Annotated in this window: 24 protein-coding genes; 13 read left to right on the top strand and 11 right to left on the bottom strand. The window is 72.1% G+C overall.

Annotated elements, in window-relative coordinates:
- The first annotated feature begins 4 nt into the window (after nt 1-4).
- A complete protein-coding gene (locus ACZ4TR_RS20580) occupies nt 5-1,750 on the top strand; it encodes a hypothetical protein (RefSeq protein WP_465288528.1) in 1,746 nt (581 codons plus the stop codon).
- 4 nt (nt 1,751-1,754) lie between these two features.
- Here the strand turns inward: ACZ4TR_RS20580 and ACZ4TR_RS20575 are convergent, their stop codons facing one another.
- Entirely contained in the window at nt 1,755-2,429 is a 675-nt protein-coding gene (locus ACZ4TR_RS20575) for a class I SAM-dependent methyltransferase (protein ID WP_465288527.1), read from the bottom strand.
- Between the two features lie 118 nt (nt 2,430-2,547).
- Here ACZ4TR_RS20575 and ACZ4TR_RS20570 point away from each other — a divergent pair, with 118 nt between their 5' ends.
- Entirely contained in the window at nt 2,548-6,558 is a 4,011-nt protein-coding gene (locus ACZ4TR_RS20570; protein ID WP_465288526.1) for an alpha-(1->3)-arabinofuranosyltransferase, read from the top strand.
- A 114-nt stretch (nt 6,559-6,672) separates the two neighbouring features.
- On the opposite strand, the gene ACZ4TR_RS20565 is transcribed toward ACZ4TR_RS20570, so the two are convergent.
- Nucleotides 6,673-7,875 (bottom strand): lipopolysaccharide biosynthesis protein, encoded by a 1,203-nt coding sequence (locus ACZ4TR_RS20565; RefSeq protein ID WP_465288525.1) that lies wholly within the window; start codon nt 7,873-7,875, stop codon nt 6,673-6,675.
- Between the two features lie 70 nt (nt 7,876-7,945).
- Here ACZ4TR_RS20565 and ACZ4TR_RS20560 point away from each other — a divergent pair, with 70 nt between their 5' ends.
- The 3 genes from ACZ4TR_RS20560 to ACZ4TR_RS20550 are packed head-to-tail and all read left to right on the top strand — an operon-like array spanning nt 7,946 to nt 10,883.
- Nucleotides 7,946-9,637: an MmpA family trehalose lipid delivery protein gene (locus ACZ4TR_RS20560; RefSeq protein WP_465288524.1), complete on the top strand. Its 1,692-nt coding sequence runs from the start codon at nt 7,946-7,948 to the stop codon at nt 9,635-9,637.
- 3 nt (nt 9,638-9,640) lie between these two features.
- Nucleotides 9,641-9,823: a hypothetical protein gene (locus ACZ4TR_RS20555; RefSeq protein ID WP_364516901.1), complete on the top strand. Its 183-nt coding sequence runs from the start codon at nt 9,641-9,643 to the stop codon at nt 9,821-9,823.
- A 4-nt stretch (nt 9,824-9,827) separates the two neighbouring features.
- A complete protein-coding gene (locus ACZ4TR_RS20550) occupies nt 9,828-10,883 on the top strand; it encodes a hypothetical protein (protein WP_465288523.1) in 1,056 nt (351 codons plus the stop codon).
- 171 nt (nt 10,884-11,054) lie between these two features.
- Here ACZ4TR_RS20550 and ACZ4TR_RS20545 read toward each other — a convergent pair whose 3' ends face one another.
- A complete protein-coding gene (locus tag ACZ4TR_RS20545) occupies nt 11,055-12,194 on the bottom strand; it encodes a glycosyltransferase family 4 protein (protein WP_465288962.1) in 1,140 nt (379 codons plus the stop codon).
- A 112-nt stretch (nt 12,195-12,306) separates the two neighbouring features.
- On the opposite strand from ACZ4TR_RS20545, the gene ACZ4TR_RS20540 reads away from it, so the two are divergent.
- On the top strand, nt 12,307-13,041 hold the full coding sequence (locus tag ACZ4TR_RS20540) for a class I SAM-dependent methyltransferase (protein WP_465288522.1): 735 nt from the start codon (nt 12,307-12,309) through the stop codon (nt 13,039-13,041).
- Here ACZ4TR_RS20540 and pgfA read toward each other — a convergent pair whose 3' ends face one another.
- On the bottom strand, nt 13,042-14,109 hold the full coding sequence (gene pgfA / locus ACZ4TR_RS20535; protein WP_465288521.1) for a cell envelope lipid trafficking protein PgfA: 1,068 nt from the start codon (nt 14,107-14,109) through the stop codon (nt 13,042-13,044).
- 274 nt (nt 14,110-14,383) lie between these two features.
- Between pgfA and ACZ4TR_RS20530 the strand changes: the two genes are divergently transcribed.
- Nucleotides 14,384-14,875 (top strand): hypothetical protein, encoded by a 492-nt coding sequence (locus ACZ4TR_RS20530; protein WP_465288520.1) that lies wholly within the window; start codon nt 14,384-14,386, stop codon nt 14,873-14,875.
- On the opposite strand, the gene ACZ4TR_RS20525 is transcribed toward ACZ4TR_RS20530, so the two are convergent.
- The 4 genes from ACZ4TR_RS20525 to ACZ4TR_RS20510 form a co-directional block, all read right to left on the bottom strand.
- Nucleotides 14,872-15,108 carry a helix-turn-helix domain-containing protein gene (locus tag ACZ4TR_RS20525; protein WP_364516911.1) on the bottom strand — a complete coding sequence of 79 codons (237 nt, stop codon included), beginning with the start codon at nt 15,106-15,108 and terminating at the stop codon, nt 14,872-14,874. The two genes, ACZ4TR_RS20530 and ACZ4TR_RS20525, sit on opposite strands and share 4 nt — an antisense overlap.
- On the bottom strand, nt 15,108-15,587 hold the full coding sequence (locus ACZ4TR_RS20520; RefSeq protein WP_364516913.1) for a DUF2975 domain-containing protein: 480 nt from the start codon (nt 15,585-15,587) through the stop codon (nt 15,108-15,110). The genes ACZ4TR_RS20525 and ACZ4TR_RS20520 overlap by 1 nt, the downstream gene beginning before the upstream one ends.
- A gap of 45 nt (nt 15,588-15,632) precedes the next feature.
- Nucleotides 15,633-16,814 (bottom strand): PucR family transcriptional regulator, encoded by a 1,182-nt coding sequence (locus ACZ4TR_RS20515; protein WP_465288518.1) that lies wholly within the window; start codon nt 16,812-16,814, stop codon nt 15,633-15,635.
- A 104-nt stretch (nt 16,815-16,918) separates the two neighbouring features.
- Entirely contained in the window at nt 16,919-17,548 is a 630-nt protein-coding gene (locus ACZ4TR_RS20510; protein WP_465288517.1) for a class I SAM-dependent methyltransferase, read from the bottom strand.
- A gap of 142 nt (nt 17,549-17,690) precedes the next feature.
- On the opposite strand from ACZ4TR_RS20510, the gene ACZ4TR_RS20505 reads away from it, so the two are divergent.
- Both ACZ4TR_RS20505 and ACZ4TR_RS20500 read left to right on the top strand, forming a co-directional pair.
- On the top strand, nt 17,691-19,667 hold the full coding sequence (locus ACZ4TR_RS20505) for a glycosyl hydrolase family 28-related protein (protein WP_465288516.1): 1,977 nt from the start codon (nt 17,691-17,693) through the stop codon (nt 19,665-19,667).
- Nucleotides 19,668-19,690: 23 nt separating this feature from the next.
- Nucleotides 19,691-20,158, top strand: coding sequence for a nitroreductase family deazaflavin-dependent oxidoreductase (locus tag ACZ4TR_RS20500; RefSeq protein ID WP_465288961.1), 468 nt, complete (start codon nt 19,691-19,693; stop codon nt 20,156-20,158).
- Here the strand turns inward: ACZ4TR_RS20500 and ACZ4TR_RS20495 are convergent.
- Nucleotides 20,148-20,681 carry a GNAT family N-acetyltransferase gene (locus ACZ4TR_RS20495; RefSeq protein WP_364516921.1) on the bottom strand — a complete coding sequence of 178 codons (534 nt, stop codon included), beginning with the start codon at nt 20,679-20,681 and terminating at the stop codon, nt 20,148-20,150. The genes ACZ4TR_RS20500 and ACZ4TR_RS20495 overlap by 11 nt on opposite strands.
- An 85-nt stretch (nt 20,682-20,766) precedes the next feature.
- Here ACZ4TR_RS20495 and ACZ4TR_RS20490 point away from each other — a divergent pair, with 85 nt between their 5' ends.
- Complete coding sequence (locus ACZ4TR_RS20490) at nt 20,767-21,345, top strand: YdeI/OmpD-associated family protein (RefSeq protein WP_465288515.1); 579 nt, start codon at nt 20,767-20,769, stop codon at nt 21,343-21,345.
- 261 nt (nt 21,346-21,606) lie between these two features.
- The gene (locus ACZ4TR_RS20485; RefSeq protein WP_465288960.1) at nt 21,607-22,962 is read left to right on the top strand and encodes a pyridoxal phosphate-dependent decarboxylase family protein; all 1,356 of its coding nucleotides are present in this window, start codon (nt 21,607-21,609) and stop codon (nt 22,960-22,962) included.
- Here ACZ4TR_RS20485 and ACZ4TR_RS20480 read toward each other — a convergent pair.
- Nucleotides 22,956-23,348, bottom strand: a complete 393-nt coding sequence (locus ACZ4TR_RS20480) for a hypothetical protein (RefSeq protein WP_364516925.1) — start codon at nt 23,346-23,348, stop codon at nt 22,956-22,958. The two genes, ACZ4TR_RS20485 and ACZ4TR_RS20480, sit on opposite strands and share 7 nt — an antisense overlap.
- A 156-nt stretch (nt 23,349-23,504) precedes the next feature.
- Between ACZ4TR_RS20480 and ACZ4TR_RS20475 the strand changes: the two genes are divergently transcribed.
- Entirely contained in the window at nt 23,505-24,704 is a 1,200-nt protein-coding gene (locus ACZ4TR_RS20475; RefSeq protein WP_465288514.1) for a glycoside hydrolase family 18 protein, read from the top strand.
- Nucleotides 24,705-24,759: 55 nt separating this feature from the next.
- On the opposite strand, the gene ACZ4TR_RS20470 is transcribed toward ACZ4TR_RS20475, so the two are convergent.
- Nucleotides 24,760-25,899, bottom strand: a complete 1,140-nt coding sequence (locus ACZ4TR_RS20470; RefSeq protein ID WP_465288513.1) for an MFS transporter — start codon at nt 25,897-25,899, stop codon at nt 24,760-24,762.
- A gap of 54 nt (nt 25,900-25,953) precedes the next feature.
- Between ACZ4TR_RS20470 and ACZ4TR_RS20465 the strand changes: the two genes are divergently transcribed.
- Nucleotides 25,954-26,322, top strand: coding sequence for a MerR family transcriptional regulator (locus ACZ4TR_RS20465; protein ID WP_465288512.1), 369 nt, complete (start codon nt 25,954-25,956; stop codon nt 26,320-26,322).
- The last annotated feature ends 262 nt before the right edge of the window (nt 26,323-26,584 follow it).

Raw genomic sequence — 26,584 nt, 5'->3', positions numbered from 1 at the left:
ACCCGTGCTGCAGCTGACGGAAAAGCCGGCGCCACGGGCGCTCCGGAGACCCACGGCCCTGGTGCTGGCGGCGTTCGTCGCCGGCGTCGTGCCGTTCGCGTTCCACGCCTGGGCGGCGCTGCACGGGAGTTTCTCGCAGGACGACTTCATCATGACCTACCGGGCCGCCGTGGCCGGGCCGTTCGACCTCGGGTTCCTGTTCCAGGACTACCACGGGCACCTGAGCCCCGGCGGGTTCTTCGTCGTGGCGGTGCTGACGTGGTCGGCGCCGCTGAACTTCCCGCTGCTCGTGGCGCCGCTGCTGCTGATGCGGGCGGGCGCGACCGTGCTGTTCTGGTGCCTGCTCGCGCGCTGCTTCGGCCGCCGCTGGGCGATCCTGGTGCCGTTCACCGTCTTCACGGCCTCGACGCTGCTGCTGGTCCCGACGCTGTGGTGGGCCTACGGCATCCAGATCGTCCCGGTGGTGCTCGCGGCCGTCGGGGCGTTGTACTGGCACGTCCGCTACCTGCGCGAGGGCGGCCGGTGGTGGATCGGCACGTTCGCCTGGACGCTCTTCGGTTTCGCGTTCTACGAAAAGGCCGTCGTGGTCCCGGTGCTGCTCGCCGGGGTGACCGTCCTGCTCGGACAGTCCTTCCGGGAGCGGTGGCGCTACTGGGCGGGGCACGCGGCGCTGCTCGTCGCGTTCGTCGTGACCTACCTCGCCCTGACCTCGAGCCAGGTGACCGCCGGCGGTCCGCCGATGACCGCCGGGACCGTCGCCGACCTGACCGGCCGGATGCTCGGCGACACCTTCCTGCCCGGGCTGGCCGGCGGGCCGTGGTCCGGGCCGGGCCCGGGCGCGACCTGGGCGCCGTCGCCGTTCGCGGTCGTGGTCGTGCTGTTCGCCGCGGCACTGGCGCTGCTGGCCGGCGGCGCGCGCGTGGGCGGGCGCCGGGCCTGGCGGGCGTGGGCGCTGCTCGGGCTGCTCTTCGCGGTGGACGTCGGGCTGCTGGCGTCGACGCGGCTGCGTGAAGTCGGCCCGGCCGCCGGCGACGATCCGAGGTACCTCGCCGAACTGGCGCTCGTGGCCGCCCTTTGTGGGGCGTTCGCGTTTCTGCCGCCCGGCGAAATTGGTCCGTCCGGCGGAAAGCGTGAACGGCCGATCGCGCTAGCCGTGTGCGTGCTTTTGCTCGTCGGTTCCGGGGTGGGATTTTCGCGGCTCGCGCCGGCGCTGCGGTTCGGCCATTCCGCGCAGTACCTCGGAAACGTCCGGGCGGCCGTCGCCGAGGACCCGGATCTGGTCTTCTACGACACGTTCGTGCCGTCCGATGTGGTCCACGAGTGGTTCGGCGCGGATTCGCAGGCGTCCCGGGTGGCCGGCCTGGTGCCCGGCACGCACTTCGACCAGCCGACGAACCGGATGCACCTGCTCGACGCCACCGGCACGCCGCACCCGATCACCGGGGTGGCCGCGGAATCCCGTGGGGTGCCGGGGCCGGTGCCGAACTGCGGGTACACGGTCGGCCAGACCCAGGTGCGCGTCCCGCTCGACACACCGGTGCTGGGGCGGCACCTGCTGAAGATCGACTACTTCACCTCCGACGGCGGCGAAGGCCTGGTGGACCGGACGCCGGTGTGGTTCCAGGCCGGGCTGCACTCGCTGTACCTGCCGGTGGACGGCCTCTTCGACCACATCGGCCTGCAGCTGTCGAGCGCGGGCGCGCCGGTGTGCGTGGCGAAGGTCGAGATCGGGAAGCCGGTGACCGGGTAGGAGTTCAGTAGGGGTCGTACGGGCTGTCGTGGCCGAAGAGCCGGGCGACCGGCCGCAGCCGCAGGCGCAGCAGCACCTTGATCCCGACGTTGCGCACGAACCACGGCAGCTGCGCCAGCACGCGCACGCGGTCCGCCGTGGACGGTGGCGACAACCGGAACCGCGCCAGCGACGTCGCCCGGTCCACGTAGGTGTACCGGCGTCCGAAGAGGACCTTCGCGATCGTGCCGAGCGTGACGCCGATCGAGGAAAAGCAGTCGTGGACCAGGATTTCCGCGCCCGGTGGCAGGTGTGCCGACCAGCGCAGATCGTCGGTGTAGGTCCAGTAGTCGTGCTTGCCGTCGATGTAAAGCAGCTGTAGGGGCCGGTCCCAGTCAGGGCGCAGTTCCGTGCTGTAACCGGCAACGAGCTCGACGACGTCGTCCAGCCCGGCCCGGCGGATGTGGCGCTCGAACAGCTGCCGCGTCGGCGATCCGCCGAACAGGCGGCCGTCCACGAAGGGGTCGACGGCGATCACCGTGGCGCCGACCGTGCGGGCCGCGGCGCCGAGGACGATCGTGGATCTGCCCTGGTGGCTGCCGATTTCCAGGATGACGTCGCCCTTCTCGAGGCGGCACGCGGCGTTCCACAGCGCTTCGCCCTGCGCGCGCGTCATCCAGCCCTTGACCGGTTCGGCCAAAGCCCAGGCGTCTTCGAACGAGATGGCGCACCTGCCTGGAGTTCGGGGGACTCGGGAACTCTGCCTTCAACAAAACTGTCGGCACATCGTAGCCAGGTTTCGGCCTAGTATCTACCGGATGGTAACCGCCACCCGCGAACGGTCCCGGGACGACGCCCCGCCCTCCGGCGGCGCCCGGAAGTTCTCGGTGGGCGCGTTCTTCCGCCGGCCCGGCACGTGGATCGTGCTGGCGCTGACCACGTTGTCGTTCCTGCAGATGCCGGGGAAGACGACGTTCGACACGAAGCTCGACCTCGCCGTCGACCCGCTCGCCTTCCTCGGCCGCGCACTGCACCTGTGGAACCCGCAAGCCACGGCGGGGGAGCTGCAGAACCAGGCGTACGGCTACCTCTTCCCGATGGGCCCGTTCTTCGCGCTGTGCCAGGCCACCGGGATGCCGGCGTGGGTCGCGCAGCGGCTGTGGGGGGCGGTCCTGCTCTCGGCGGCGTTCGGCGGTGCCCTGCTGCTGGCGCGGGCGATGAGGCTCGGCACCGAACGCACGCGGCTGATCGGCGCGCTAGGGTACGCGCTCGCGCCGCGCATGCTGACCGAAATCGGCGGTCTGTCCGCGGAGATGCTCCCCGCGGTGCTGCTCCCGTGGGTGCTGGTGCCGCTGGTCCGGGCCGGGACGATCGGCTCGCCGCGGCGAGCCGCCGGGCTGTCCGCCGTCGCCGTGCTGTGCATGGGCGGGGTCAACGGCGCGATGGTCGTGATGGCGCTCGTCCTGCCGGGACTGTGGCTGCTGACGCGCAAGTGGACGCGCCACCACGTCGAGCTGGTCCTGTGGTGGTTCGTCTTCGTCGTCGGCGCGACGCTGTGGTGGATCCTGCCGCTGCTGCTGCTCGGCGAATACAGCCTGCCGTTCCTGGACTACATCGAGTCCGCGACGAACACGACCGCTCCCATGTCGCTGTTCGAAGTGCTGCGCGGGACCAACCAGTGGGTCGCCTACGTCGTGCAGGGCACGCCGTGGTGGCCGGGCGGCTGGTCGCTGATCGACAACCCCGTGCTGATGCTCGCGACCGGGCTCGTCGCCGGCGTCGGCCTGCTCGGGCTGACCCGGCGCGGCCTGCCGGAGCGGCGGTTCCTGGTGCTGGGCGTCCTCACCGGCCTGACGCTGCTGACCATCGGCTACGTCGGCACGCTCGACAGCCCGCTGGCCGAGCAGGTCCGGCACCTGCTCGACGGGCCGCTCGCCCCGCTGCGCAACGTGCACAAGTTCGAGCCGGTGCTGCGGCTGCCGCTGATGCTGGCGTTCGTGCACGGCATCTCGAGCCCGCTCCGGGTGAAGTCCGCGCGCCGGTTCGTGCGTCCCGCGCTGGGCCTGCTGCTGGTGCTGGTGATGGCCGCGCCCGCGTGGCTGCTGAACCTGCGGTCCGGGCCGGGCTGGGACGAGGTGCCCGGCTACTGGTACGACGCGATGGGCTACGTCGCCAAGGCCGACCTGAACGCCCGGACGTTGCTGCTGCCGGCCACCGGGTTCGGCGAGTACGACTGGGGCCGCACGGTCGACGAGCCCGCGCAGGCGATCGCGAAGAGCCCGTGGGCGGTGCGCAACCAGGTGCCGCTCGGGTCGGAGGGCAACACGCGGCTGATGGACTCGGTCGACGCGGCGCTCGCCGACGGCCGTGGCGACCCCGGGCTCGCCGCGTTGCTCGCGCGGTCCGGGTACCGGTTCCTGCTGCTGCGCAACGACATCGACCGCGAGCGGAACACGGCTCCGCCGGTCGCGACGCTGCGGGCCGGGCTGGCCGGCTCGCCCGGCATCGGCAAGGCGGCGGAGTTCGGGCCGCTCGAGATCTACGAGGTGCGCAAACAGGTGCCGCGGGCCACCGCGACGTCCACAAAGGACGTTCCGACGGTGAGCGGCGGCCCGGAGAACCTGCTCCCGCTGATCGACTCCGGCCAGCTGGACCCGGCGACGCCGACCGTGCTGACCGGCGACGGCGGTTCACCCGGCGGACCGCGGCTGGTGACCGACGGCCTGCGCCGCGCCGAGCGGAACGTCGGCGGCGTGCGGGACAACCTCAGCCAGACCCTGACCGCCGGGGAGGCGTTCCGCCAGCAGCGCGCCGCGGGTGACCTGCTGCCGTTCCCGGGCGAGGAGCACCAGACCGTCGCCGCCTACCGGGGTATCCGCGCGGTGACGGCGTCGACGGCCGCGTCGTTCGCCGACGCGTTCGGCGGGTCCGACCCGGGCCACCAGCCGTTCGCCGCGATCGACGGCGACCCGCGCACGGCGTGGCACTCGTCGTCGTTCACCGGACCGGTCGGCCAGTGGCTCGAGGTGGAGCTGGACACCCCGCGGCTGGTGAACTCGGTGGACCTGCAGATGGTCGACGACCTGCGGGTGGGCTGGCCGCCGACCCGGATCCGCGTCACCACCGACAACGGCTCGGTCGACCAGCAGGTGATCCGCGGCGCGGGGTCGCACACCTACTCCGTCATGGCCGGGGTCACCCGCAAGGTGCGCGTCACGCTGCTGTCGCTGGTGGTCGGGCGGCAGGACGGGAACGTCGGCATCGCGGAGCTGAAGATTCCCGGCACCGAGCCCCAGCGCACGCTGGAAGTCCCGGCCGACCTGCCCGCCGGGCCGGCGCCCGGGTTCGCGTTCACGCGCGGCGCCCAGCCGCGGTACGCCTGCCTGCCTTCGGCCGGCGCGGTGCGGTGTGACGCGTCCGCCGCGCGGGACGGCGAGGAGCCCGACGGCATCCGGCGGCTGTTCAGCACTCCCGCCGAGCAGACGTTCCTCGTCGGCGGCTCGGTGCTGCCCGCGGGCGGCGGCAAGAACCCGGTGCAGCTGCCGGGGGTCACGGTGGCGTCGTCGTCGCAGCTGGCCGGCGACCCGGCGGCGGGCGGCTTCGCGGCGGTCGACGGCGACGCGGGCACGACGTGGCGTCCCGACGCCACCGACCTGCGTCCGGCGCTGACGCTCGGCTGGAGCGGGACGAAGCGGATTTCCGGGCTGCACATCGGGGTTTCGCCCGCGAGCGGGGCACAGATCCCGCGTCAGGTCGAGCTGGTGGGCCGCGCCGGGTCGCGCTCGGTGCAGCTCGACGCGGGCGGGTCTGCGTCCTTCGAACCCCTGGACACCGACCAGCTGCAGGTCGTGCTGCCCGGGGACGACGACGACCCCGCGGCCCGCTCGGCGGTGGGGATCGGCAGCCTGGAGCTGTCCGGCACCGACGGGCTCCTGCCCGGGCCGGACCCGGCGTTCACGGTGCCGTGCGGCTCGGGGCCGAACGTCCACCTCGACGGGCTCGACTACCGGACGTCGGTGCAGGGGACGCTGGCCGACATCACCGCGCACCGGCCCCTGGAGCTGCGGATGTGCCGGGATTCGGAGGGCGGGATCTCGCTGCCGTCCGGCGGGCACGAGCTGCGGACGGACCGGTCGGAGTCGTTCGTCGTCCAGGACCTGTGGCTGCGACCTTCGGTGTCCTCTTCGCCGCCGGTGCGCCGCGCGGTGCAGGTGGAGAAGTGGGACGCGGCGTCGCGCTCGGTGAAGGTGGCGCCGGGCGCGGAGGCGGTGCTGGCGGTCCCGGAGAACGCGAACGCGGGCTGGGTGGCCACTTTGGACGGACGCGAGCTGGCCCGCACCCGCGTCGACGGCTGGCAGCAGGCGTGGATCGTCCCGGCCGGCGCGGGCGGGGTGGTGTCGCTGGCGTTCACGCCGGACTCTGCGTACCGGACATCGTTGCTGATCGGCGCGTTCGCGGTGGCGCTGATGCTGGCGGGAGTCTTCTGGCCGGCCCGGCGGCGGTCGTTCCCCGTGTTGCCCGGGGGTGCGCTGGTGCCGGTGGCGCTGATCGTGCTGCTGGTGGCGCTGGGCGGGATGCTGCCGGTGGTGCTGCTGATCGCGTGCCTGCTGGCCCGGCAGTTCTGGGACAGCGCCCCGCGGTACCTGGCGTTCGGCGGCATGGCCGTGGCGGCGGGGGTAGCGGTGACGGGCCGCATCCTCGGCCACGGCCAGGAGTGGGCGTACGGTCCGGTGACCCAGGCGGCATTGCTCTTGGCGGCGGCCGCGATGGTGGCGACGTGCGTGGACTGGTTCACCCGCAAGGACAACCCGACGGAACCGGCCACGTAGCTTCGGCCGCGGCAGACGGCAGCCGCCTCGCAGCCATGCGTCCTGAATGAGTCATCCAGGTCTTCGGAGGTCATGAATGAGTCGTTCAAGACCTCCGAGCGGCGGCCGGGGTGCTCAGCCGGTGCGGCGGGCTCGTAACTCCAGCGCGAAACCCGCCACGGCCAGCCCGCCGGCGCAGCAGGCCGCCACCGTCACCACCTGGGTCGCCGATGCGTGCAGCCAAGCCGTGATCAGGAGGGTCTCCACGGCCACCGCCGCCCACATCAGTACCGCCACCCGGCGGTCGCCGTCGGCCAGCCGCGCGTACAACAGGATCTGGACCAGCGCCAGCATCGACCCGGCCAGGGCGAACGGCCACACCGGCATCGTGCTCCCCGCGTACCGCGCCCCGCCGATCAACGACAGCAGTGACGGCCCCAGCACCAGCGAAGCCAGCAGCACGAAGGCGTCCAGAAAAGCGCACACCGCCAACGCCACCGGCAGCACCCGGCGGCGGCCGGACGACGCGGCGAACCGGGGGAGCACCAGCACCCCCACCGCCTGCGGCAGCCAGTACGCGATCTTCGTGACGATCGCACCCAGCGCGTATTCCCCGGCGGACGACGACGGCAGCGTGTGCCGCGCCAGCACCAGGTCCAGGTTCACCAGCAGCACCAGCGCCAGCATCGCTTGCGCCGTGTGGAGTACTTCGACGCCGTGGCGGTCGGCCCACCGGGGACGCGGGCGGCCGCACACCTGCCAGCCCGCCACGACCACCGCCAGCGACCCGAGCGCGGTCCCGGCCAGCGCCCCCGTCGGGGAGCCCGTCACCAGCAGGCCGATCAGGGATCCGCCGACCTTGCCCAAACCCTCCAGCGCGATCAGCCCGGCCAGCAGGGCGAACCGGTGGGCGCCCTGCAGCAGCCCGTGGAACACCCCCAGCAACGTCAACGGCCCGAGCGCGGCCGTCACCAGCAGCGCCGGCGTCAGCGACCCCAGGTGCAGCAGGAGCACCAGCAACGGGCTGAGCGTCAAGGCCGCCGTCGCGACGATCGCGCTCGTCATCAGCCCCAGCGCGAACAGCGAACCCTGGGCGTGCGAAGGCGAGCGCGCCACCCGCAGCGCCACCACCGTCTGCAGCCCCATCGCCGGGACGACGCCGATCACCAGCACCGCCAGCAGCGAGCTCAGCTCCCCGAACGCCCCCGGCGCGAGGATCCGCGCGGCCGCGAGGCTCAGCACGTAACTGGCCGCGTTGTTGCCCGCGAGCGCGAGCGAGACGAGGATCGCCGCGACCCGGTTGCCGGTCCGGGCCGGCACTTCGGTGGCTACGCTCAACGGCGGGCTCCCATTACCGGCGGGTAATTTCCAGGGACCCTAACCGCGCGGACAGCGGAAAGGAAGGGCAGTGGACGCACCGGGCAGGCGGCTCGCGCTCCCCGTGTTGCCCGGGGTGTCCGCTCTGCTGGCGTTCGCCGTCTGCGCGCCGCTGCTGGGCCGCGGGTTCGTCCTCTCCTACGACATGGTGTTCGCGCCCCGGCAGTACTTCGTGCCGGACGCCTTCGGGATCGGCGCCACGCTGCCGCGGTCCGTCCCGGCCGACGCCGTCGTCGCGCTCGCGACCACCGTGCTGCCCGGCGACATCGTCCAGAAGATCGTCCTGCTGTTGGCCCTGTTCGGGGCCGCTTGGGGCGCCGGCCGCCTGGTGCCCACCGAGCACCTGGGCACTCGGCTCGTCGCCGCGACCGCGTACGCCTGGACGCCGTACGTCGCGGAGCGGCTGTTCATCGGGCACTGGCCGCTGCTGCTGACCTACGCCTGCCTGCCGTGGATCGTCAAAGCCGGCCTCGCCGCGCGCGAGCACGAGCCGAACGCCCTGCCGAAGCTGGTGCTCGCGTGCGCCCCGGCGGTCCTGACCCCGCCGGGCGGCGTGCTCGCCGTCGTCGTCATGGCCGTGGCCGCCGGTTCGCGCCGCCTCTGGCAGACGCTCGCCATCGCCATCGTGCTCAACCTGCCGTGGCTGGTCCCGACCTTCCTCAACGCCGAGGGCACCTTCTCGGACCCGGTCGGCGTCACGGCGTTCAGCGCCCGCCCCGAAAGCTGGGGACCCGCGCTGCTGAGCGTGCTCGGCCTGGGCGGCATCTGGAACGCCGAAACGGTGCCCGGCAGCCGGTCCCTGCCCCTCATCCCGGTGCTGACGCTCATCGTCGCCGCCATCGCGGTCGCCGGCCTCGCGCCCCTCACGCGGCGGTGGGGGAATGCGCCGGCCCGCTCGTTGTTCGGCCTCGGCGCCGCGGGAGTGCTCCTGGCGTCCCTGGCGACACTGCCGGGCGGTGACGCGCTGCTGACCGCGGCCACGCGGCACCTCCCCGGCGCGGGACTGCTGCGCGACGCCCAGAAATGGGTCGCGTGGTGGGCGTTGCCGCTCGCGCTGGGCTTCGCGCTGGCCATCGAAATAGCCGCGGCCAAGCTGAAAACCGAGCGGGGACGCATCGCGCTCGTGACGGCGGCGGCCGTCTTCCCCCTGCTCACCATGCCGGACCTGGCCTGGGGCGGCTGGGGACGGCTGAGCACCGTGCAGTACCCGGCCGACTGGCGGGCAGTGTCCGAAGTGCTCGGTGACCGCCCCGGCGACGTGCTCGCGTTGCCGCTTTCGGCGTTCCGCGGGTTCGCCTGGAACGACGACCGCACGCAGCTCGACCCGGCGCCGCGCGTCCTGCCGAAACCCGTGCTGATGGACGACACGCTCCAAGTGGGACAGGACCGCATCGCCGGGGAGGACCCGCGCATCGGCGACGTCCGCGCCGCGACGTCCGCCCGGGAGCTCACCGCCGCGGGCATCGGCTGGATCCTCGTCGAGCACGGGACGCCCGGCTACGTCGATTCCCGGTTGCTCGCCGACGCGACGCCGGTGTGGTCGGGTGACTGGCTGACGCTCTACCGGACCCCGGGTGTGCCCGCGGTGAAAGCGATCTCGTGGGCGCCCGCCTTGGTGGCGAACGGAGTAGTGCTCGCGTCGCTGTGCGTCGCACTGTTGTGCCTCAAGTTACCGATGCGTACATTGGGCCGCGGCAGGAATTCCCCGCCGCGAAGGGAGTGACACGTGGGCACGGTCATCGGCGTGGTCGCCGCCGTCATCATCGGAGGCGGTCTGGCGACCGGAGCCGGGTTCGCCCTCACGCAGGGTGCCGACCCGGACAGCTCCGCCCAGGTGCAGGAAAAGCTCAACGCGCAGGTGAAGTACAACCCGGCCGACCACCCGAACAAGCTCTACGGGAACCGCTGACGCGGTGACCCGGCTCGCCTCCGACGACGCGCACCGCGTCGTCGGGCTCTACGGCGACCCCACCGTTTCGTGGAGCATCCTCCTCGAAGCGGCCCTCGGCACGGCCGCCCCCGAACCGGAAAAGCTCCGGGCCCGGCTCGCGGCCGCCGTCCAGCAGTACCCGCATCTCGGTGCAGTGCCGGAAATCGAGCGGATCACCGACCTGCCGGCCACCCGCGACCGCTTTGCTTCAGCGCCCTACGAACGGACCGCGCCGCTCCTGCGCGTCGCCGTCCGCGTCGAGGAGCCCACCCTGATCGTCGCCGCGCACCACGGCGCCCTCGACGGCCTGGGACTGCTTTCCCTGCTCGGCACCCTCCTCGACGTCCCGGTTTCCTCGGCGGCGAGGGGGATCGGCGCCCGCACCGGCGGCAAACCCTTTGTGCTTTCGGCGGTCCAGCGGCTCGCTGAGGCGCTTTTCGCGCCCCCGGGCCGGATCACGCCCGACCGCCGCGGACAGGCCGCGGGAGACGTCTTCGCCGTCCGGCACGAGCCTCGGCTGCGCCTGGGGGCCGCGGGGTTCGTCGCGGCCGCCGCCCGCGCCACCTCGAGCTGGAACCGCGCGCACGGTGCCCGCACCGCCCGCATGGTGGCCGCGCTGGGCGCGTCGTGGCGCTCCGGGGCCGCGCCGGAACCGGTGCACGACAGCGCGTTCTTCCGGCTGCGGCTGCGTCCCGGCGCGGACGTCGCCGCGGTGCTCGCCGCGCAGGAGCCCGAGCCGGACTTCCCGGCCCGCAGCAGCAGGCTGGCCCGGCTGGGCACGCGGCTGCTGGCGAGCCGGCTCGGCTCGACGTTCCTGGTGTCCAACCTCGGCGTGGTGTCCACCGGGGACACCGTGCGCTCGCTGGCGTTCTACCCGGCCGCGAGCGGCCGGTCAGGGGTGGCGTTCGGCGCGGCGACCACCGGGGAGACGACCACGGTGACCGTCCGGGCCCGCCGCAAGGACTTCGACGCGCCGGCCGCCGGACGGCTGCTGGACGAGTTCCGCGACGCGGTCCGGGACCAGGCGCCGCGGCGATGACCTGAACGACCCTTTTCTCGCGTCGGACGAGGTGAACGAGTCGTTCACAACCTCGCCGCCCCCAGCGCCCGCGCCGCCGAGGCCCGAACTTGCCGCAGTGAATGACTCATTCCTGGCGCTGGACGCCAGGAATGAGTCATTCACTGCATCGGAAGGTGAGCCGACAACGGTTCACGACGCCAAAGCCGAGCCGCGCGTCGCCTGGCTCAGGACCCGCGGCCGGGGCGCCGGGAGCCCGGAGACGTCCCGGACCAGCGACTCGAACTGCCCGACACTCGCGTCCCAGCTGAACATCCCGGCCCGTTCGGCCCCGGCCAGGCCCATTTCCGCCCGCCGCAGGCCGTCGGCGAGCAAGCCGTCGACCTGGGCGGTGAAGTCTTCGAAGTCCTCGGCGAGCAGGCCCGTGCGACCCTCCACGATGGACTCGGCCACGCCGCCCGCGGCGCGGTAGGCGACCGACGGCACGCCGTGCGCCGCGGCCTCCATGATGACGATGCCCCAGCCCTCCTTGACCGACGGGCACAGGTGCAGCCACGACCGCGCGAGGATCTCGTGCTTGGCCTGCTCGTCGACCCAGCCGTGCAGGACCACGCGGTCCGCCACCCCGCGCGAAGCCGCGTGCGCGCGCAGCACTTCGTCCCACGGACCCTGGCCCACCACCTCGAGCTTCAGCGAAGGCCAGCGCCGCGCCAGCCGCGCGACGACGTCGATGGCGTGCTCGATCCGCTTGTGCGGCACCAGCCTGCTCACCGCGACCAGCGTCGGGGAAGCGTCGCGTTCGGACGCGCACACCGGCGGCGCGTCGAGACCGTTCGGTACCACCGTCACCCGTGAACGGTCGATCCCGAGGCCCGCCAGCTCCGCCTTGGTGACCTCGGAAACCGTGGCGTACCGGCACTTGCGGAACAGCCACGGCGCCAGCCGCGACTCGATCCACCAGCCGACCCGGCCCAGCGTCTCGCCGAGCGCGCTGATCCACTGTTCCTTGTGGACGTGGTGCACGAGCACCAGCACGGGACAGCCGGCGACCAGCCGGGCGAAGAACGGCATCCCGTTCTGCACGTCGACCACCAGGTCGGCGCGGGCTTGACGAATCGCGCGCAACGCGTGCGCGTACACGCCGAACTTGTTGCCGCGCCGCCGGTAGCGGACGCCCGCACGCCATTCCCCGGCCGTCGCGCCCGCGTAGGCGGCGCACTGGATTTCGACCCGGTAACCGGCTCTCGCGAGCCCTTCGGCCATCCGCTCGACGTACCGCTCCGACCCGCCGCCCTCGGGGTGGCCGGTGTCGCGCCAGTTGACGAGGAGCACTCGAGGTCGTTCCATCGGGTTATCCAAACTGTAGCGACGATGCTAGGTTACCGGTGCGTACACAGTAGAGGAACGTATTCGGGAAAGCGACGGTTCAATGGTAGGTAATCCGGTGCTCGACCGACCTCATCAAGCGACGCTGAGCCGTTCCGTCACGCTGTTCCGCACCTTCCTCACCGAGCAGACCGACCCGGACGGCTTCTATTCGGCGCTGGCCGCCGACTCGGTCCGGCAACTGGCGGCACACACTCCGCTGTCCGGGCGCACGGTGCTTGACGTCGGGGGTGGCCCGGGCTACTTCTCCGACGCGTTCCGCGCGGCCGGCGCGGTCTACCTCGGCCTCGACCCGGACGTCGGCGAGCTGTCCGCGCGCGGCGAGCCCGGCGAGAACATGGTCCGCGCCAGTGGCACGGAACTGCCCGTGCGCACCGGATCGGTCGACGTCTGCTACTCGTCGAACGTGCTGGAGCACGTCGCCGAGCCGTGGGTGATGCTCGACGAGATGTGCCGGGTGACCAAGCCCGGCGGCACGGTCTTCGCGTCCTTCACGCCGTGGTATTCGCCGTGGGGTGGCCACGAGACCGCGCCGTGGCACTTCCTCGGCGGGCACTACGCCCGGCGGCGGTATTCCCGGAAACTGGGGAAGCAGCCGAAGAACAAATTCGGGGAAAGCCTGTTCCCGGTTTCGGTCGGTGCCGCGCTCCGCTGGGCCAAGGCGACACCGCTCGCCGATTTCGTGGCCGGGTATCCGCGGTACCACCCGAGCTGGGCGATGTGGATCGTGCGGATTCCCGGCCTTCGCGAGATCGCGTCCTGGAATCTTGTCCTGGTTTTGCGCAAGCGGTGATCAGGTCCGGGCGAAGACCACCTGGCGCCGCTGCCGCGGGGCCGGCGGCTCGGCCGGGCGCCGGCGGACCAGCAGCACGATCGCGGCGATGATCAGCACCCCACCGCCGATCCCGAGCCAGATCGGGCCGGTGCTCGACAGGAACTCCAGCTTGCCCTTGTTGGCGTTCACCTGGTCGACCATCTGCGCGATGGTCCGGCCGTTGTAGGCGAGCGTCCCGTCGAACACGACCGTCGAGCTGCCACTGGTCCCGACGCGCAGCTCCTGGTGCTGCTGTTGCTGCTGCTTGACCTGGATCCCGGTGACCGGCTCGACCCACATCGTGTTGACGCCGCGGTAGTAGAGGTCGGCGTCCACTGTGGACTGGTCGGAGCCGACCAGCGAGCCGGGCACCTTCTTCGAGTCGAGCTTCGTGTCCGGGATGTCCTGGACGAACTTGTAGGTCTCGATCCCGTTCACCGTCTCGGTGCCGGTGTAGCGGGCGGTGACGGCCGCGCCCGTGTTGTCGTCGTAGACCTTGTAGTCCTGCTGTTCGGTGCCGAAGGGGAACTTGAAGTTCAGGCCGGGTTGCGCCTTCTCGACGTTCGTCTCGGCCGGCTTCTGGCCGTCCTTGTCGGCCTTGTCCTTCAGTTCGGTGACGTAGCTGCTCCGGGCGTCGCACTTCGGGTCGGCCGCGCCGTTCGGCTCGTAGCCCTCGCCGGTGCGCCGGTCGAAGCAGACCTGCCGCTTGCTCGCGCTGAGCACCGTGCCGTCGGCGTCGTCGGTGACCTGCACCGCCAGCAGCCAGACCGCGTAGTCGGTGTCCCGCTGCATCTCCGGCGCGGCGAAGTTCGCCTGCACGTGCCCCGTCGCGGTCAGCTTGGCGTTCTCGCGGATGTTCGACACGGGGCCGGAGCCGTCGTCGGTCACGGCGAGGACCTTGCTCGCGGTGCCTTCGAGCACCGACGTGGAGTCCTGGTCGAGGGGCACCTTGGCGAGCTTCGGGTAGACGTACGTGGGGAGGAGTACCGCCCCGGCGACCGCGAAAACGCCCAGTGCCAGCAAGATCAGGCCGAAAGCACGTCGCAACGGTCCTCCTGGGTCGGTCTTCGTCGACACGCAAATTACCCGGCGGTAATCAGGTGCTGCGGATAGTGGCCCGCGCCACGCCGCACGTCAAAGTGTGACCGGCGGTCACAGCCGCCCGGTGCGACCGGAAGGCCGCATGTGCGCCGCCGTTCGGACCAAGCAACCAAACATGTTTGTTCCCGGGCACAACGGGCACGGGCCCACCATCGGACGATCCACCCTCCGCCGCGCCGGACCGCAAAGGAGAGCATCCCTTTTGCCCCAGGACCCTTCGATGGTCGCCATCGCGGCCACCGCGCGCTGGCGGGCCCGGATCGTGGCGGTCGCCGCGAGTGCGGGAATCACCCTGACCGACCCGCTGGCCGGCGTGCCCGGCATCCGCGTCCTCGCCTGCACCCCGGGCGACCTCGGCGTGATCGTGCCGAGGCTCGGTGGTGAGCCCTCGCGAGCGGCGATCGGCGCGCATTCGGACTCGATCGCCGACCGGGAGCTGCGTGACGCCGTCGCCGACGTCGCCGCGCTGCTTTCCCTGCACGGCAACGTGGTGCTCGACCTCGACGCCGGCAGCCGCCGGCGCGCGACGGCCCGGCCGGACGTGGTCGTCTCGGCCGGTGTGGACCGTCCCCAGTGGACGGAGCCGGCGGTGACGCTCCCGGTGGGCACGGACCGGCGCGGGGGTCCGCTCACGGTGGCGCTCACCGCCGGTCCCGGCTTCGAAGGCACGCTGCTGGAACTGGCGAGGCTGGTCGAAGCCGACGCGGCCTAGGCCGGGTCCGCCACCTCCGCGCCGGCGTGGTCGTCGACCCACTCCAGCAGGTCGCCGGGCTGGCAGCCGAGCACCCGGCACATCGCTTCCAGCGTGCTGAACCGGACCGCCTTCGCCCGCCCGTTCTTCAGGACGGCGACGTTGGCCGGCGTGAGCCCGACCTGCTCGGCGAACTCCCCGACGCTCATCTTGCGCTTGGCCAGTTCGACGTCGATGCGCACGACGATCGCCATCAGATGACCGCTTCCAGGTCGGTCCGCAGACTGGTCGCCTGACGCAGCAGCGCGCGCATGACCACCATCAGCAGGCCGAGCACGGTGATCCCGACGGTGACCAGGAACAGCAGCATCGGCATCCCGGGGTCGTCGGCGTTGAAGCCGACGAAGAGCAGCATGCCGACGAAGACCAGCCACGCGGCGCCGATGGCCCAGACGATCGCGTCGACCCACTTCAGGGACGCGGCGGTGAAGATCCGGTCCTTCTTGACCAGTGTCAGCAGCTGCCAGGTCGCGACGAGCACCACCTGCACGCACAGCACGAGGAACACCGCGATGGCGGTCAGCGGCCAGCGCAGGTTCGCGTCGTGCGGGTTTTGCTGCGCGTGGTAAGCGATCCCGCCCGGCAGCGAGAACGTCTGGAACACGACGAGCACGCCGAACAGCACCACGAGAAACACCCGGAGCGCGGCAACCGCGCGTCTTTCGGTCAACATGCGACGACTATCGCTGGATACCTATCGAAAGTCAATAGATCGGAGTTAGCCGGCCGGTCCGGGGTCGAGGCGCACCGATTCGAGAGCGACGTACAGCTCGCCGATGTCGACGGGGTCGCTCAGGTCCCTCTTGGTCAGGTCCTGCACGCGGCGCAGCCGGTAGCGGACGGTGTTGGGGTGCACGAACAGGCGGTCCGCGGCCTCCTTCGCCGAGCCGTGGCCGGCGAACCACGCGAGCAGCGTGTCGAGCATGACCTTGCGTTCCGCGCCCGGCAGGGCGAGCACGCCCGCCAGCGCGGACCGCACGACGTCGCGGGCCATCCCCGGCGCCGCGGCGACCAGCGTCGTCACCGGCGAGTCGCCGAACACCACCACGCCGGCCGTCCCGGCGGGCAGCGAGCGGCGGGCGATCCGGGCCCGGTGCAGCGCGTCCGGGACGTCCGGGAACCCGCTGAACGGCTTGCTCAGCCCGGCCGCCACCGGCAGCGAGCCCAGCACTTCGCGTAACCGCCGGACGTCTTCGATGCGGTCGATCGCGACCAGGCCCGCCTCGCCGCCGGGCCGCCACGCCGACCGCCAGCGACGGGCGCGCAGCAGCGCCTCGACGGTGTCCTGCCCGTCGGGCTCGACGCGCTCGGTGACCACGACGACGAACATGCCCGCGGTCGGCAGGCCCAGGTCCCGGGCAGCGGCCTCCATGTCGGCCTGGCTCGGGAGGCGGCCGCGGAGCAGGTCGTCCAGCCGGCGCGCGTCGGCGTGCGACGGCTCGGCGGCGACCTGCTCGTATGCCGTGGTCAAGGCGTCGGAGTAGAGGTCGATCGCCTTCCAGACGTAGGAGTTGATCTCGATCGTGCGGGTGGGGGTGAGGAACTCCGGCCCCGCGAGCTCGAGGAGGGCCTCGTAGACGAAGGTGCCGCCGATGCGGAAGGCGCGCAGCACCGCGGGCAGCGGGATGCCTTGGCGCGCCTGGACGAGCCCGGTCTTGCGGGCGGCGTCGAGGGCGAGGCCGCGGCCCTCGGCCAGCGCCGTCAGCGCGCGTTCGAGGTTGGCCCGGCAGACCTGGCGCAGCTCACCGGGGGCGACGTCCTCCACCTGGCGGTAGAACTCGTCCTCTTCGCTGAGCAGGCGGGCGAGGCGGTCGGCGAACTCGGGCAGTCTGGTCAGCATCTCGCGCACCAGCTCGCGGTGTTCGCGAGGTACCGGCCTGGCCGGAGCTTCGATGCCCATTCCTCACTTTAGCTCGGGTCCGTGGCCCGGGATACGCACGAACTTGAGTAAAATTCATGTCCACCGAGCGGTCGGCCCGGTGAGCGGTTGGCGCGACGATCGACTCACGAAGGCTTGCGCGCGGTGAAGTAGACGTGCGGCTCGGGCCCCGCCTCGGGGTGATCGGGAACGAACAGCGCCTGCTCCTCGCGGACGATTTCCAGGCCGGCCGCACGGAGTTTCTCCGCGAGGACGTCGGCCGGGAAGCTGCTCGCGCGGACCGGGTGTCCCAAGAAGACTATGTCGACGCCGTCCACGTCGGCGGGCACGGTGGCGCAGACGAGGAAACCACCGGGCTTCAGCCAGGCCGCGAACCGGCCGAGCATCGTCTCCTGGTCGGCCCGGGGGAGCTGCAACGTCGAGAAGAACGCCGTGACCGCGTCCCAGGTGCCGGCTTCGAAGGACAGTTCGCGCATGTCGCCGACCTCGAACCGGGCCGCGGGCACCTGGGTCCGCGCGATCTCGACCATCTTCGGCGCGACGTCGTATCCCGTCACCGCGTGGCCGGCCGCGGTGAGCAGGTCGGCGGCCGGGCGCCCGGTCCCCGAGCCGACGTCCAGCACGGTGGCGCCGGCGGGGAGCCGGTCGGCCAGCGCGGTGAGCGCGGCCCGCTGCTCGGCCAGGTTCCGGAAGGCGAGTTCGTAGTCCGTGCCGAGCGCGTCGAAGACTTCGGCGGCGGTTTCGGGGCGCGTCATGAGCCCACCCTGCCAGACGTCCGGTTGCGCAACTTCCGAACTGTTGTACGCAAGTACAGAGTAAGTTCCGGCAAAACCTTGTGGGAGAGGCGAGACGCGACCTACTCTTCCGCGGCACTCCACTCGAGAATCGAGGTCCGTGATGGCGCGCCGCACCCTCGCCACCGTGTTCGCCGCGGTCGCCGCCCTGCTCCCGGTGGCCACCCCCGCGTCGGCCGCCGACCGGCCGGTCGTCACGCGGGCCGCGCTCGACCCGGCGCTCGTCGCCGGCCGCGGCGCCGGTGTCGGCTTCCTCGAGCAGGAGGCGGAGAACGCCCGCACCGACGGCGTCGTGATCGGCCCGGACCGCTCGGCGTACACGCTCCCGTCCGAGGCGTCGGGCCGCCGGGCGGTGCGGGTGACGCCCGGGCAGTACGTCGAGTTCACGCTGCCGGCCGCCGCGAACGCGATCACCGTCCGCTACAGCATCCCGGACGCGCCCGCCGGCGGCGGGATCACCGCGCCGCTGGACGTCACCGTGAACGGCGCGCACCGGCAGCGGATGACGCTGACCTCGCAGTACTCCTGGCTGTACAACCAGTACCCGTTCACCAACGATCCCGGCGCGGACCTGCTGCACCCGGACTGGTGGATCACCGAGTGCTCGTGCGTGCCCGCGGCGGCCACGCCGTCGCCGGTGATCGCGAAACCGTTCCGCCCCAGCCACTTCTACGACGAACAGCGCCTTCTGCTCGGCCGTTCGTACCGCGCGGGGGACAAGGTCCGGCTCACCGTCCCGGCCGGGAGCGCCGCCGCGTGGACCGTCGTCGACCTGCTCGACTCCGAACTCGTCGCGCCGCCGCGGTTCGTTCCCTTCGCGGCCAACGCGCTGCTGTTCGGCGCCGACCCGACCGGCCGCCGCGACTCGGCCGACGCCCTCGACCGCGCCATCTCCTTCGCGCGGCGCGCTCACTTGAAGGTGTACCTGCCGCCCGGGACGTACCAGGTCAACCGGCACATCGTCGTCGACGACGTCACGATCGAAGGCGCCGGCAGCTGGTACACGATCGTCAAGGGGCACGAAGTGGCGCTCGGCACCCCGGACCCCGACGGGTCGGTGCACACCGGCGTCGGCTTCTACGGCAAGCCCGCCTCCGCCGGGGGCAGCCACGACGTCCACCTCTCGGGTTTCGCGATCGAGGGCGACGTCCGGGAACGCGTCGACACCGATCAGGTCAACGCGATCGGCGGCGCGCTCAGCGACTCCACTGTGGACTCCCTGTACCTGCACCACACGAAGGTCGGCCTCTGGTTCGACGGGCCGATGCGGAACACGCGCGTCACGCGGAACGTCGTCGCCGACCAGATCGCCGACGGCCTGAACTTCCACACGGGAGTGACGGATTCGATGGTGGCGAACAACTTCGTGCGCAACACCGGGGACGACGGCCTGGCCATGTGGGCGGAGAAGACCCAGAACGCGCGGAACACGTTCGACCACAACACGGTCCAGACGCCGGTGCTGGCCAACGGGATCGCGCTGTACGGCGGCGCCGACACCACCATCTCGGGCAACCTGGTCGCCGACCCGATCCGCGAGGGCAGCGCGATCCAGGTGGGATCGCGGTTCGGCGCCGAGCCGTTCGCCGGGAAGCTGCGGATCGCGGACAACACGACCGTGCGAGCGGGAACCTTCGAGCTGAACTGGAAGATCGGCCTCGGCGCGATCTGGTTCTACGCGCTGGAGCGGGACATCGCCGCGGACATCTCGGTGACCGGCGACCACTTCCTCGACACCACCTACAACGCGATCATGCTGGTCAGCGACTTCCCGGTGAAGGACAGGTATTCGATCACCGGGCTGAAGTTCGCGGACCTGCGCGTCGATGGCACCGGGACGTCCGTCCTCAGTGCCCGGTCGGCGGGATCGGCGTCGTTCCGGAACGTCGACGCCCGCAACGTCGGCGCGGTCGGCGTCAACAACTGCGGCTCGTTCAACTTCCCGCCCACGGGTTCGGAGTTCTCGCTGACCGACCTCGGCGGCAACTCCGGCTGGCTGGCTCCCTGGCTCCTCCCGAACACGATCACGTGCGACGACCGGCCGCCGGTCGTGCCGCCGCCGGCGCCGTCGGGGTGGTGACCTAGGGTTCGACCGTGGCCGGTTTGCGCGGGGTGTTCGCGGGGTTCGGGAAGAGCAGGGCGTTCGCGGTGCTGGGGCGGGCGCTCGTGCCCGCCGACCGGGTGCTGCTGCGGATCAGCGGCGGCCGGGTCGGCGTCGGCGCGGCCGTCGGGCTGCGGACGCTGCTGCTCACGACGCTCGGGCGCCGCAGTGGTGAGCCGCGGCAGGTGCCGCTGCTCTACGTCGAGCGGGGCGGCGCGTACGTCGTGATCGGCTCGAACTGGGGCGGCGAAGCCCACCCGGCGTGGTCGGCGAACCTGCTGGCCCAGCCGAAGGCGACGGTCGCGATCGGCGGCCGGACCGTCGAGGTCGCCGGCCGGCTCCTGACCGGCGGCGAGCGCCAGGAGATGTGGGACGCGGTCGCGTCGTACTGGCCGGCCTACGACCGCTACGCCGTGCGCGCCGGCGACCGCGAGATCCGCGTCTTCCTGCTGGAGCCGGTCAGTCGATGAGGTCGGTGTGCCGGATCCGGTACACCTGCAGCCGCAGGTTGTAGTACTTCTCGGTCTCGCCGACCCACTGCATGCCGAGCCGCTTGGCGACGGCGATCGCGCGCGTGTTGTTCGGCCGCGCGACGGCGAACAGCTCCTCGGTGTCCTGGGTGAAGGCCCACTCGATCAGCGCGGTCGCGGCCTCCGACGCGTACCCCTGGCCCCAGGCTCCGGGGCTGAGCTGCCAGCTCAGCTCGAGGTCCTCTTCGAACGGCGGCAGCAGCCGGATGCCGAGGCCGCCGATCACCACGCCGTCTTCCTTGCGCTCGACGGCCCACCGTCCGCGCGGCGGCGGCAGGTTCGGCTGCGTCTCCTGCCAGGCGTGCAGCACCTGACGCATCGCGCCGACGTCGCCGACGCGCTCCATGGCCGGGGTCAGCCAGTGCGTCACGTCTTCCGCGCCGTAGATGTCGAACGCGGCTTCGGCGTCGTCCACCGTCCAGTCCCGGATCACGAGCCGGTCGGTGCTCAACGGAGTCTCCATACCAGGACGCTACGCCGCGCGGCGTCCGATTGTTCCCGGGGCAACGTGCTCAGAAGATGAACACTTCACCCGCGACGATGTGGGCATGGAGACTCTGGAAGGCATCGCGGTGCTGAAGATCACGTCGGTGGCGCAGTGGCGGGAGTGGCTGGCGGCGGCCGCGCTGCCATCGGTGTGGCTGGTGCTCCGGCGGAAGGGGAGCCCGGAGCCGGGCGTGCTGGTCCACGAGGCGATGGAGCAGGCGCTGTGTTTCGGCTGGATCGACAGCAAGGCGCTCCGGCGCGACGCTTCCAGCACGTACTTGTGTTTCACACCGCGGAATCCGAAGAGCACGTGGAGCAAGGTCAACCGCGAACGCGTGGCCCGGCTGACGTCGGCGGGCCTGATGACGCCGCGTGGCCAGGCGATGGTCGACCTCGCCCGGCGAACGGGCACCTGGGACGCGCTGGCCGAGGCCCAGGACGGAGTGGTGCCGCCGGATCTGCGGCACGCGTTCGACCCGCCCGCGGCGGCGCATTTCGCGGCGTTCCCCCCGTCGTCCCGCCGGCTGATCCTGGAGTGGATCGCGAAGGCCAAGCGGCCGGAGACGCGGCAGCGAAGGATCGCGACGACGGTCGAGCTGGCCCGCGAGAACCGCCGCGCGGCCCACCCGAAGGCGGCTTAGGACAGCCGGTTCCGAGCGCCCCAAGGTGGCCTTCGGTGCGTGGGACGCACCCAAGGTGGCCTTCGGTGCGTGGGACGCAACCAAGGCCGCCTTGGGGTGCTCGGCCCGGCCTGTCCTCGACGGCCGGGACCGGTCGGCCGCGCGGCGGGCGCCGCCTCGCGTGGCGGCTGGCGGAGATGGCGCTCGGCCCGGCCTGTCCTCGACGGCCGAAACCTGCGGGCCGCGCATCCCGAGGCGGCCTACAGTCGTCCCGTGGACGAGATGCGTGACCTCCTGGCCCGGGCCGCCGAGCTGGCCGCCGACCACCGGGAAAGCCTGGCCGACCGGCCCGTCGTCCCGGCCGCCGGCCAGGCCGCCCTGCGCGACGGCTTCGGCGGGCCGCTGCCGAAGGAGCCGAGCCCACCGTCCGAAGTGCTCGAACAGCTCGCGCGGGCCGCCGAGCCCGGGTTGATGGCCACCGCCGGGCCGCGGTTCTTCGGCTTCGTCATCGGCGGGTCGCTACCCGCCGCCACGGCCGCCGAGGTGCTGGTCGCCGGCTGGGACCAGAACGCGTTCAACGCCGTCCTCTCGCCCGCCGCCGCGGCCGCGGAGGACGTCGCGGGCGGCTGGCTGAAGGAGCTGCTCGGCATCCCCGCCACCGCGTCGGCCGGGTTCGTCACCGGGGGACAGGCGGCGAACATCGCCGGGCTCGCCGCGGCGCGGCACCACGTCCTCGCCGAAGCCGGCTGGGACGTCGAGCGCGAGGGGCTCTTCGGCGCTCCGCGCGTCCGCGTCCTCGCGAGTGCCGAACGGCACGCCACCATCGACCGCGCGCTGCGGCTGCTGGGTTTCGGCACGGCCGCCGTCGAGGAGGTGGCCGCCGGTCCCCACGGCGCGATCGACGTCGCCGACCTCGCGAGGAAAGCCGGCGGCGGCCCCACGATCGTCTGCCTGCAGGCGGGCAACGTGAACACCGGCGCCTGCGACGACATCCGCGCCGCCCGCGCGGCCGCGAAGAACGCCTGGATCCACGTCGACGGCGCCTTCGGACTCTGGGCCGCCGCCAACCCCGCGACAGCCGCGCTCCTCGACGGCGTCGAGCTGGCCGACTCCTGGGCCTGCGACGGGCACAAGTGGCTCAACGTCCCGTACGACTCCGGGTTCGTCTTCTGTGCCCGCCCGGACGTCCACGCCGCCGCCTTCGCCCACCGCGCCGCCTACCTGACCGGCGCCGGCGAGGTGTCCGGCATGGGCGATCTCACGCTCGAGTCCTCCCGCCGCGCCCGCGGGTTCGCGGTCTGGGCGGCGCTGCGTGAACTGGGCCGCGACGGCGTCGCCGAGCTCGTCGACCGCTGCTGCCGCCTGGCCCGCCGGTTCGCCGGCGCCCTCGCCGAAGGCGGCGCCGAGATCGCCAACGACGTCGTCCTGAACCAGGTCCTGGTGTCCTTCGGGGACGATGCCCGCACCGAGGCGATCGTCACCGCGGTTCAGCGCGACGGCACCTGCTGGCTCGGCGGAACCACCTGGCGCGGCCGCCGGTATCTGCGGATTTCGGTGTCCGGCTGGTCGACGACGGAGGCCGATGTGGACCGTTCGGCCGCGGCGATCCTCCGCCTGGCCGCTGAACGTCCTCAGTAGCCTTCGCGCACCGAGAGAGTGTCCCTCCGCCAGGCGATCCGCTTCTCCTTGCCGGTGGGCCAGCTCGACGAGAGCCGCCGCCGGACGCTGCCGAGCGCGCCCAGGCGCACCAGGTCCACCCGGGATCCCTGCGCCGCCAACGAGGTCACCTCGGCGGCGGTGAGCGGCACGAAGTCGAAGTACTGCGCGTCCTCACCGCCGGTCCAGTCGACGAACTCGGTGAAGATCGCGGCGAACGCCTGACCGCATTCCGGGCACGCGCGCAGCGAGATGCCGAAATGCGACTGTTCGACCAGACGGTGGGTTTCGCGCAGGCGGGTCGTGCAGAACGCCAGCGCGGTCAGGGCGTCTTCGCCCGAGCAGCGCGCGCAGCCGAACTCGGTCATCGGCCGATCATCGCACGCGGTGAATCCGCGCCCGGCTCCGGGGGTACCGAGAAACCCTTTGACCACAACGTTTCGGTCTGGTCCGCAGTGGTCTGGACCTGTTAGCCTCAGCGCGTCCGACCGGCCGGCTCGCCGAAGGGGAATTCCTTGCTTGGCATGAGAAAACGCATCGCCGTCGCAGCGCTGGCGCTGGCCGGTGCTTCCGTCGTCGCCCCGCCCGCGGCCGAAGCCGGGCCGTCCCCGGGCAAGGTGATGGCCTACTTCGCCGACTGGGACGTTTACGCCCGCAATTACCACGTCAAGGACATCGAGACGTCCGGTTCGGCCGCGAAGCTGACCCACGTCAACTACGCGTTCGGCAACGTGACGGGCGGCGGCTGCGCGGTCGGTGACCCGTGGGCCGACCACGACATGCCCTACGACGCCGCCACGAGCGTCAGCGGCCAGGCCGACAGCGCCGAGCCCGGCGCGCTGCACGGCAGCTTCAACCAGATCCTCGAGCTGAAGAAGCTGCACCCGAAGCTGAAGGTGCTGTGGTCCTTCGGCGGCTGGACCTGGTCGGCCGGCTTCACCGAGGCGGCGAAGAACCCGGCCGCGTTCGCCGAGTCCTGCTACAACCTGGTCAACGACCCGCGCTGGGCGGGCGTCTTCGACGGCATCGACATCGACTGGGAGTACCCGAACGCCTGCGGCAACACCTGCGACGCGAGCGGGCCGAAGGCCTTCACGGCGCTGGTCAAGGCGCTGCGCGAGAAGTTCGGGCACCGGCAGCTCGTCACCGCCGCGATCACCGCGGACGGCTCGAAGAACGGCAAGATCGACGCCACCGACTACGCCGGGGCGAGCCGCTACCTCGACTGGTACAACGTGATGACCTACGACTACTTCGTCGCGGGTGGCCAGCCGACCGGGCCCACCGCGCCGCACTCGCCGCTGCGGTCCTACCCGGGCATCCCGACCGCCGGGTTCTACGCCGACGCCGCCATCCAGAAGCTGCGCCACCAGGGCGTGCCGCCGTCGAAGATGTTGCTGGGCCTCGGGTTCTACGGCCGCGGCTGGGACGGCGTGACGCAGAAGCAGCCCGGCGGCACCGCCACCGGCCCAGCGCCGGGCACGTACGAAGCGGGTGTCGAGGACTACAAGGTCCTCAAGTCGACTTGCCCGGCCAACGGCAAGATCGCCGGTACGGCGTACGCGAAGTGCGGCTCGCAGTGGTGGAGCTACGACACGCCCGAGACGGCGTCGGCCAAGGCCGGTTACGCGAAGTCCCAGGGGCTGGGCGGCGTGTTCGCCTGGGAGCTGTCCGGGGACACCGCGAACGCGGAACTGCTGCGGGCCATCGCCGGCCGCTGCTGAAAGCTGGAGGGCCCGGGCGCGAACCCGCCCGGGCCCTTCGTCCACCCGGGATCGCTCACGCCGCTGCGGGGAAACCGTGCCGCCGCGCGCCGAGCACCACGGCGAGCACCGGGACGAGGAGCACGAGCAGCGTCCAGGGGAACGACGCCGGTCCGGCGGCGTCGAGCAGGACACCGCCGAGCACGCCGCCCGCGGCCATCGCCGCGTTCCACAGCGTGACGAGCATGGCCTGGGCGTTGTCCGCCGCGTCGCCGCCCGCGTTGCCGGCCGCGGTCTGCAGGAGCGTCGGGACGCCGCCCCAGCCCAGACCCCACAGGGCGACGGCGGCGTAGACCAGCGCCGGGCCGCCCGTGAACACCGCCAGGAGTGTCGCGGCGACCGCGACCAGGACCGTGCTGAGGACCGTCAGCGTGCGCAGCGCGCGGTCGATCCGGGCGCCGACGACCCAGATCCCGGCCATCGACGCGACGCCGAACACCAGCAGGACGACGTCCACGGCGTCGCCCATCCCGGCGTGCCCGAGGAACGCCGCGACGTAGGTGTAGAGCACGGTGTGGGCCAGCACGAACACGAGCGTCACGGCCAGCACGGGCACGACGCCCGGCACGGTGATCGTGCGCCGGACCGGCACCCGGGCGCCGGCCTGCCCGGGCTGGTCCGGGACCCGCGCGGCGATCCAGGCGAGCAGCACGACGGCGATCGCCGACATGACGCCGAACGCCGAGCGCCAGCCCAACAGGCCGCCGAGGAACGTCCCGGCCGGGATGCCCAGCGACAGTGCCAGGGGGATGCCCGCCATGACGATCGCGATGGCCCGGCCCTGGTTTTCCGGGGGTGCGAGCCGGCGCGCGTACCCGGCCAGCAGCGCCCAGACGACGCCCGCGGCCACCCCGGCGACGAACCGGGCGACCATGGTGAGCGGGTAGGCCGGGGACAGCGCCGTCACGGTGTTGGCGACGGCGAACCCGGCCACCCCGGCCAGCAGCAAGCGCTTGCGGGGCCAGGCCGCGGTGGCCGCGGAGAGGGGGACCGCGGTGAGGGCCGTGCCGAGGGCGTAGACCGTCACGGCCTGGCCCGCCGCGGACTCGCCGACGCCGAGGCTCGCGCTCATGCCGGGCAGCACGCCGGCGGGCAGCGCCTCGGTGAGCACGGTGACGAACGCGGCGGTGGTGAGGGCGAGGAGAGCACTTCTCATGCCGTTATGCTCGAACCCTCACATACGTGTGAAGGTCTACGTGAGGTGGCGCACATGCGGATCGGCGAGCTGTCCGAGCGCACCGGCACATCCCGCCGGCTGCTCCGGTACTACGAGGAGCAGGGCCTGATCATCGCTTCGCGCGGCGCGAACGGCTACCGCGACTACGACGAGGCGACGGTCGACCGCGTGATCCAGGTGCGCGGGCTGCTCGACGCCGGGCTGCCCACCCGCATCATCAAACAGATCCTGCCCTGCCTCGACAAGCCCCGCGCGATCTACTTCCCGGACGCGACCCCGGAGATGCTCGCGACGCTGGAGCAGGAGCGCGACCGCATGGCCCGGCGAGCGGAGTGCCTGCTGCGCAACCGGGACGCGATTTCCGAGTACCTCGACGCTGTACGCGAATACAACCGCGTTTAGCCGGGTTCCTCAGGCGTGGGACCTTGACCCAGTGCCGGCTACCGGCTCCGGGCTCCGGGCTCCGGCCGGGACCGCGCCCGCGCTCGTGGTCCGGATCGAGCGCCCCGATGTGGCGTTGGTTGCGTGGGACGCACCCAATGTGGCGTTTGGTGCGTCCGACGCACCGAACGCCAAACCATGGGGCTCCCGGTTCGGGGAGGGTGGGGAGGGGGGGGTCTCGTGTGGCCCCGGACCACTCCTTTTCTACCCCGTCTCCCGCCAA

The sequence above is a fragment of the Amycolatopsis sp. NPDC028719 genome, assembly GCF_055565395.1.
The sequence above is the reverse complement of the archived record's forward strand: the minus strand, read 5'-3'. Positions and strand labels throughout refer to the sequence as shown.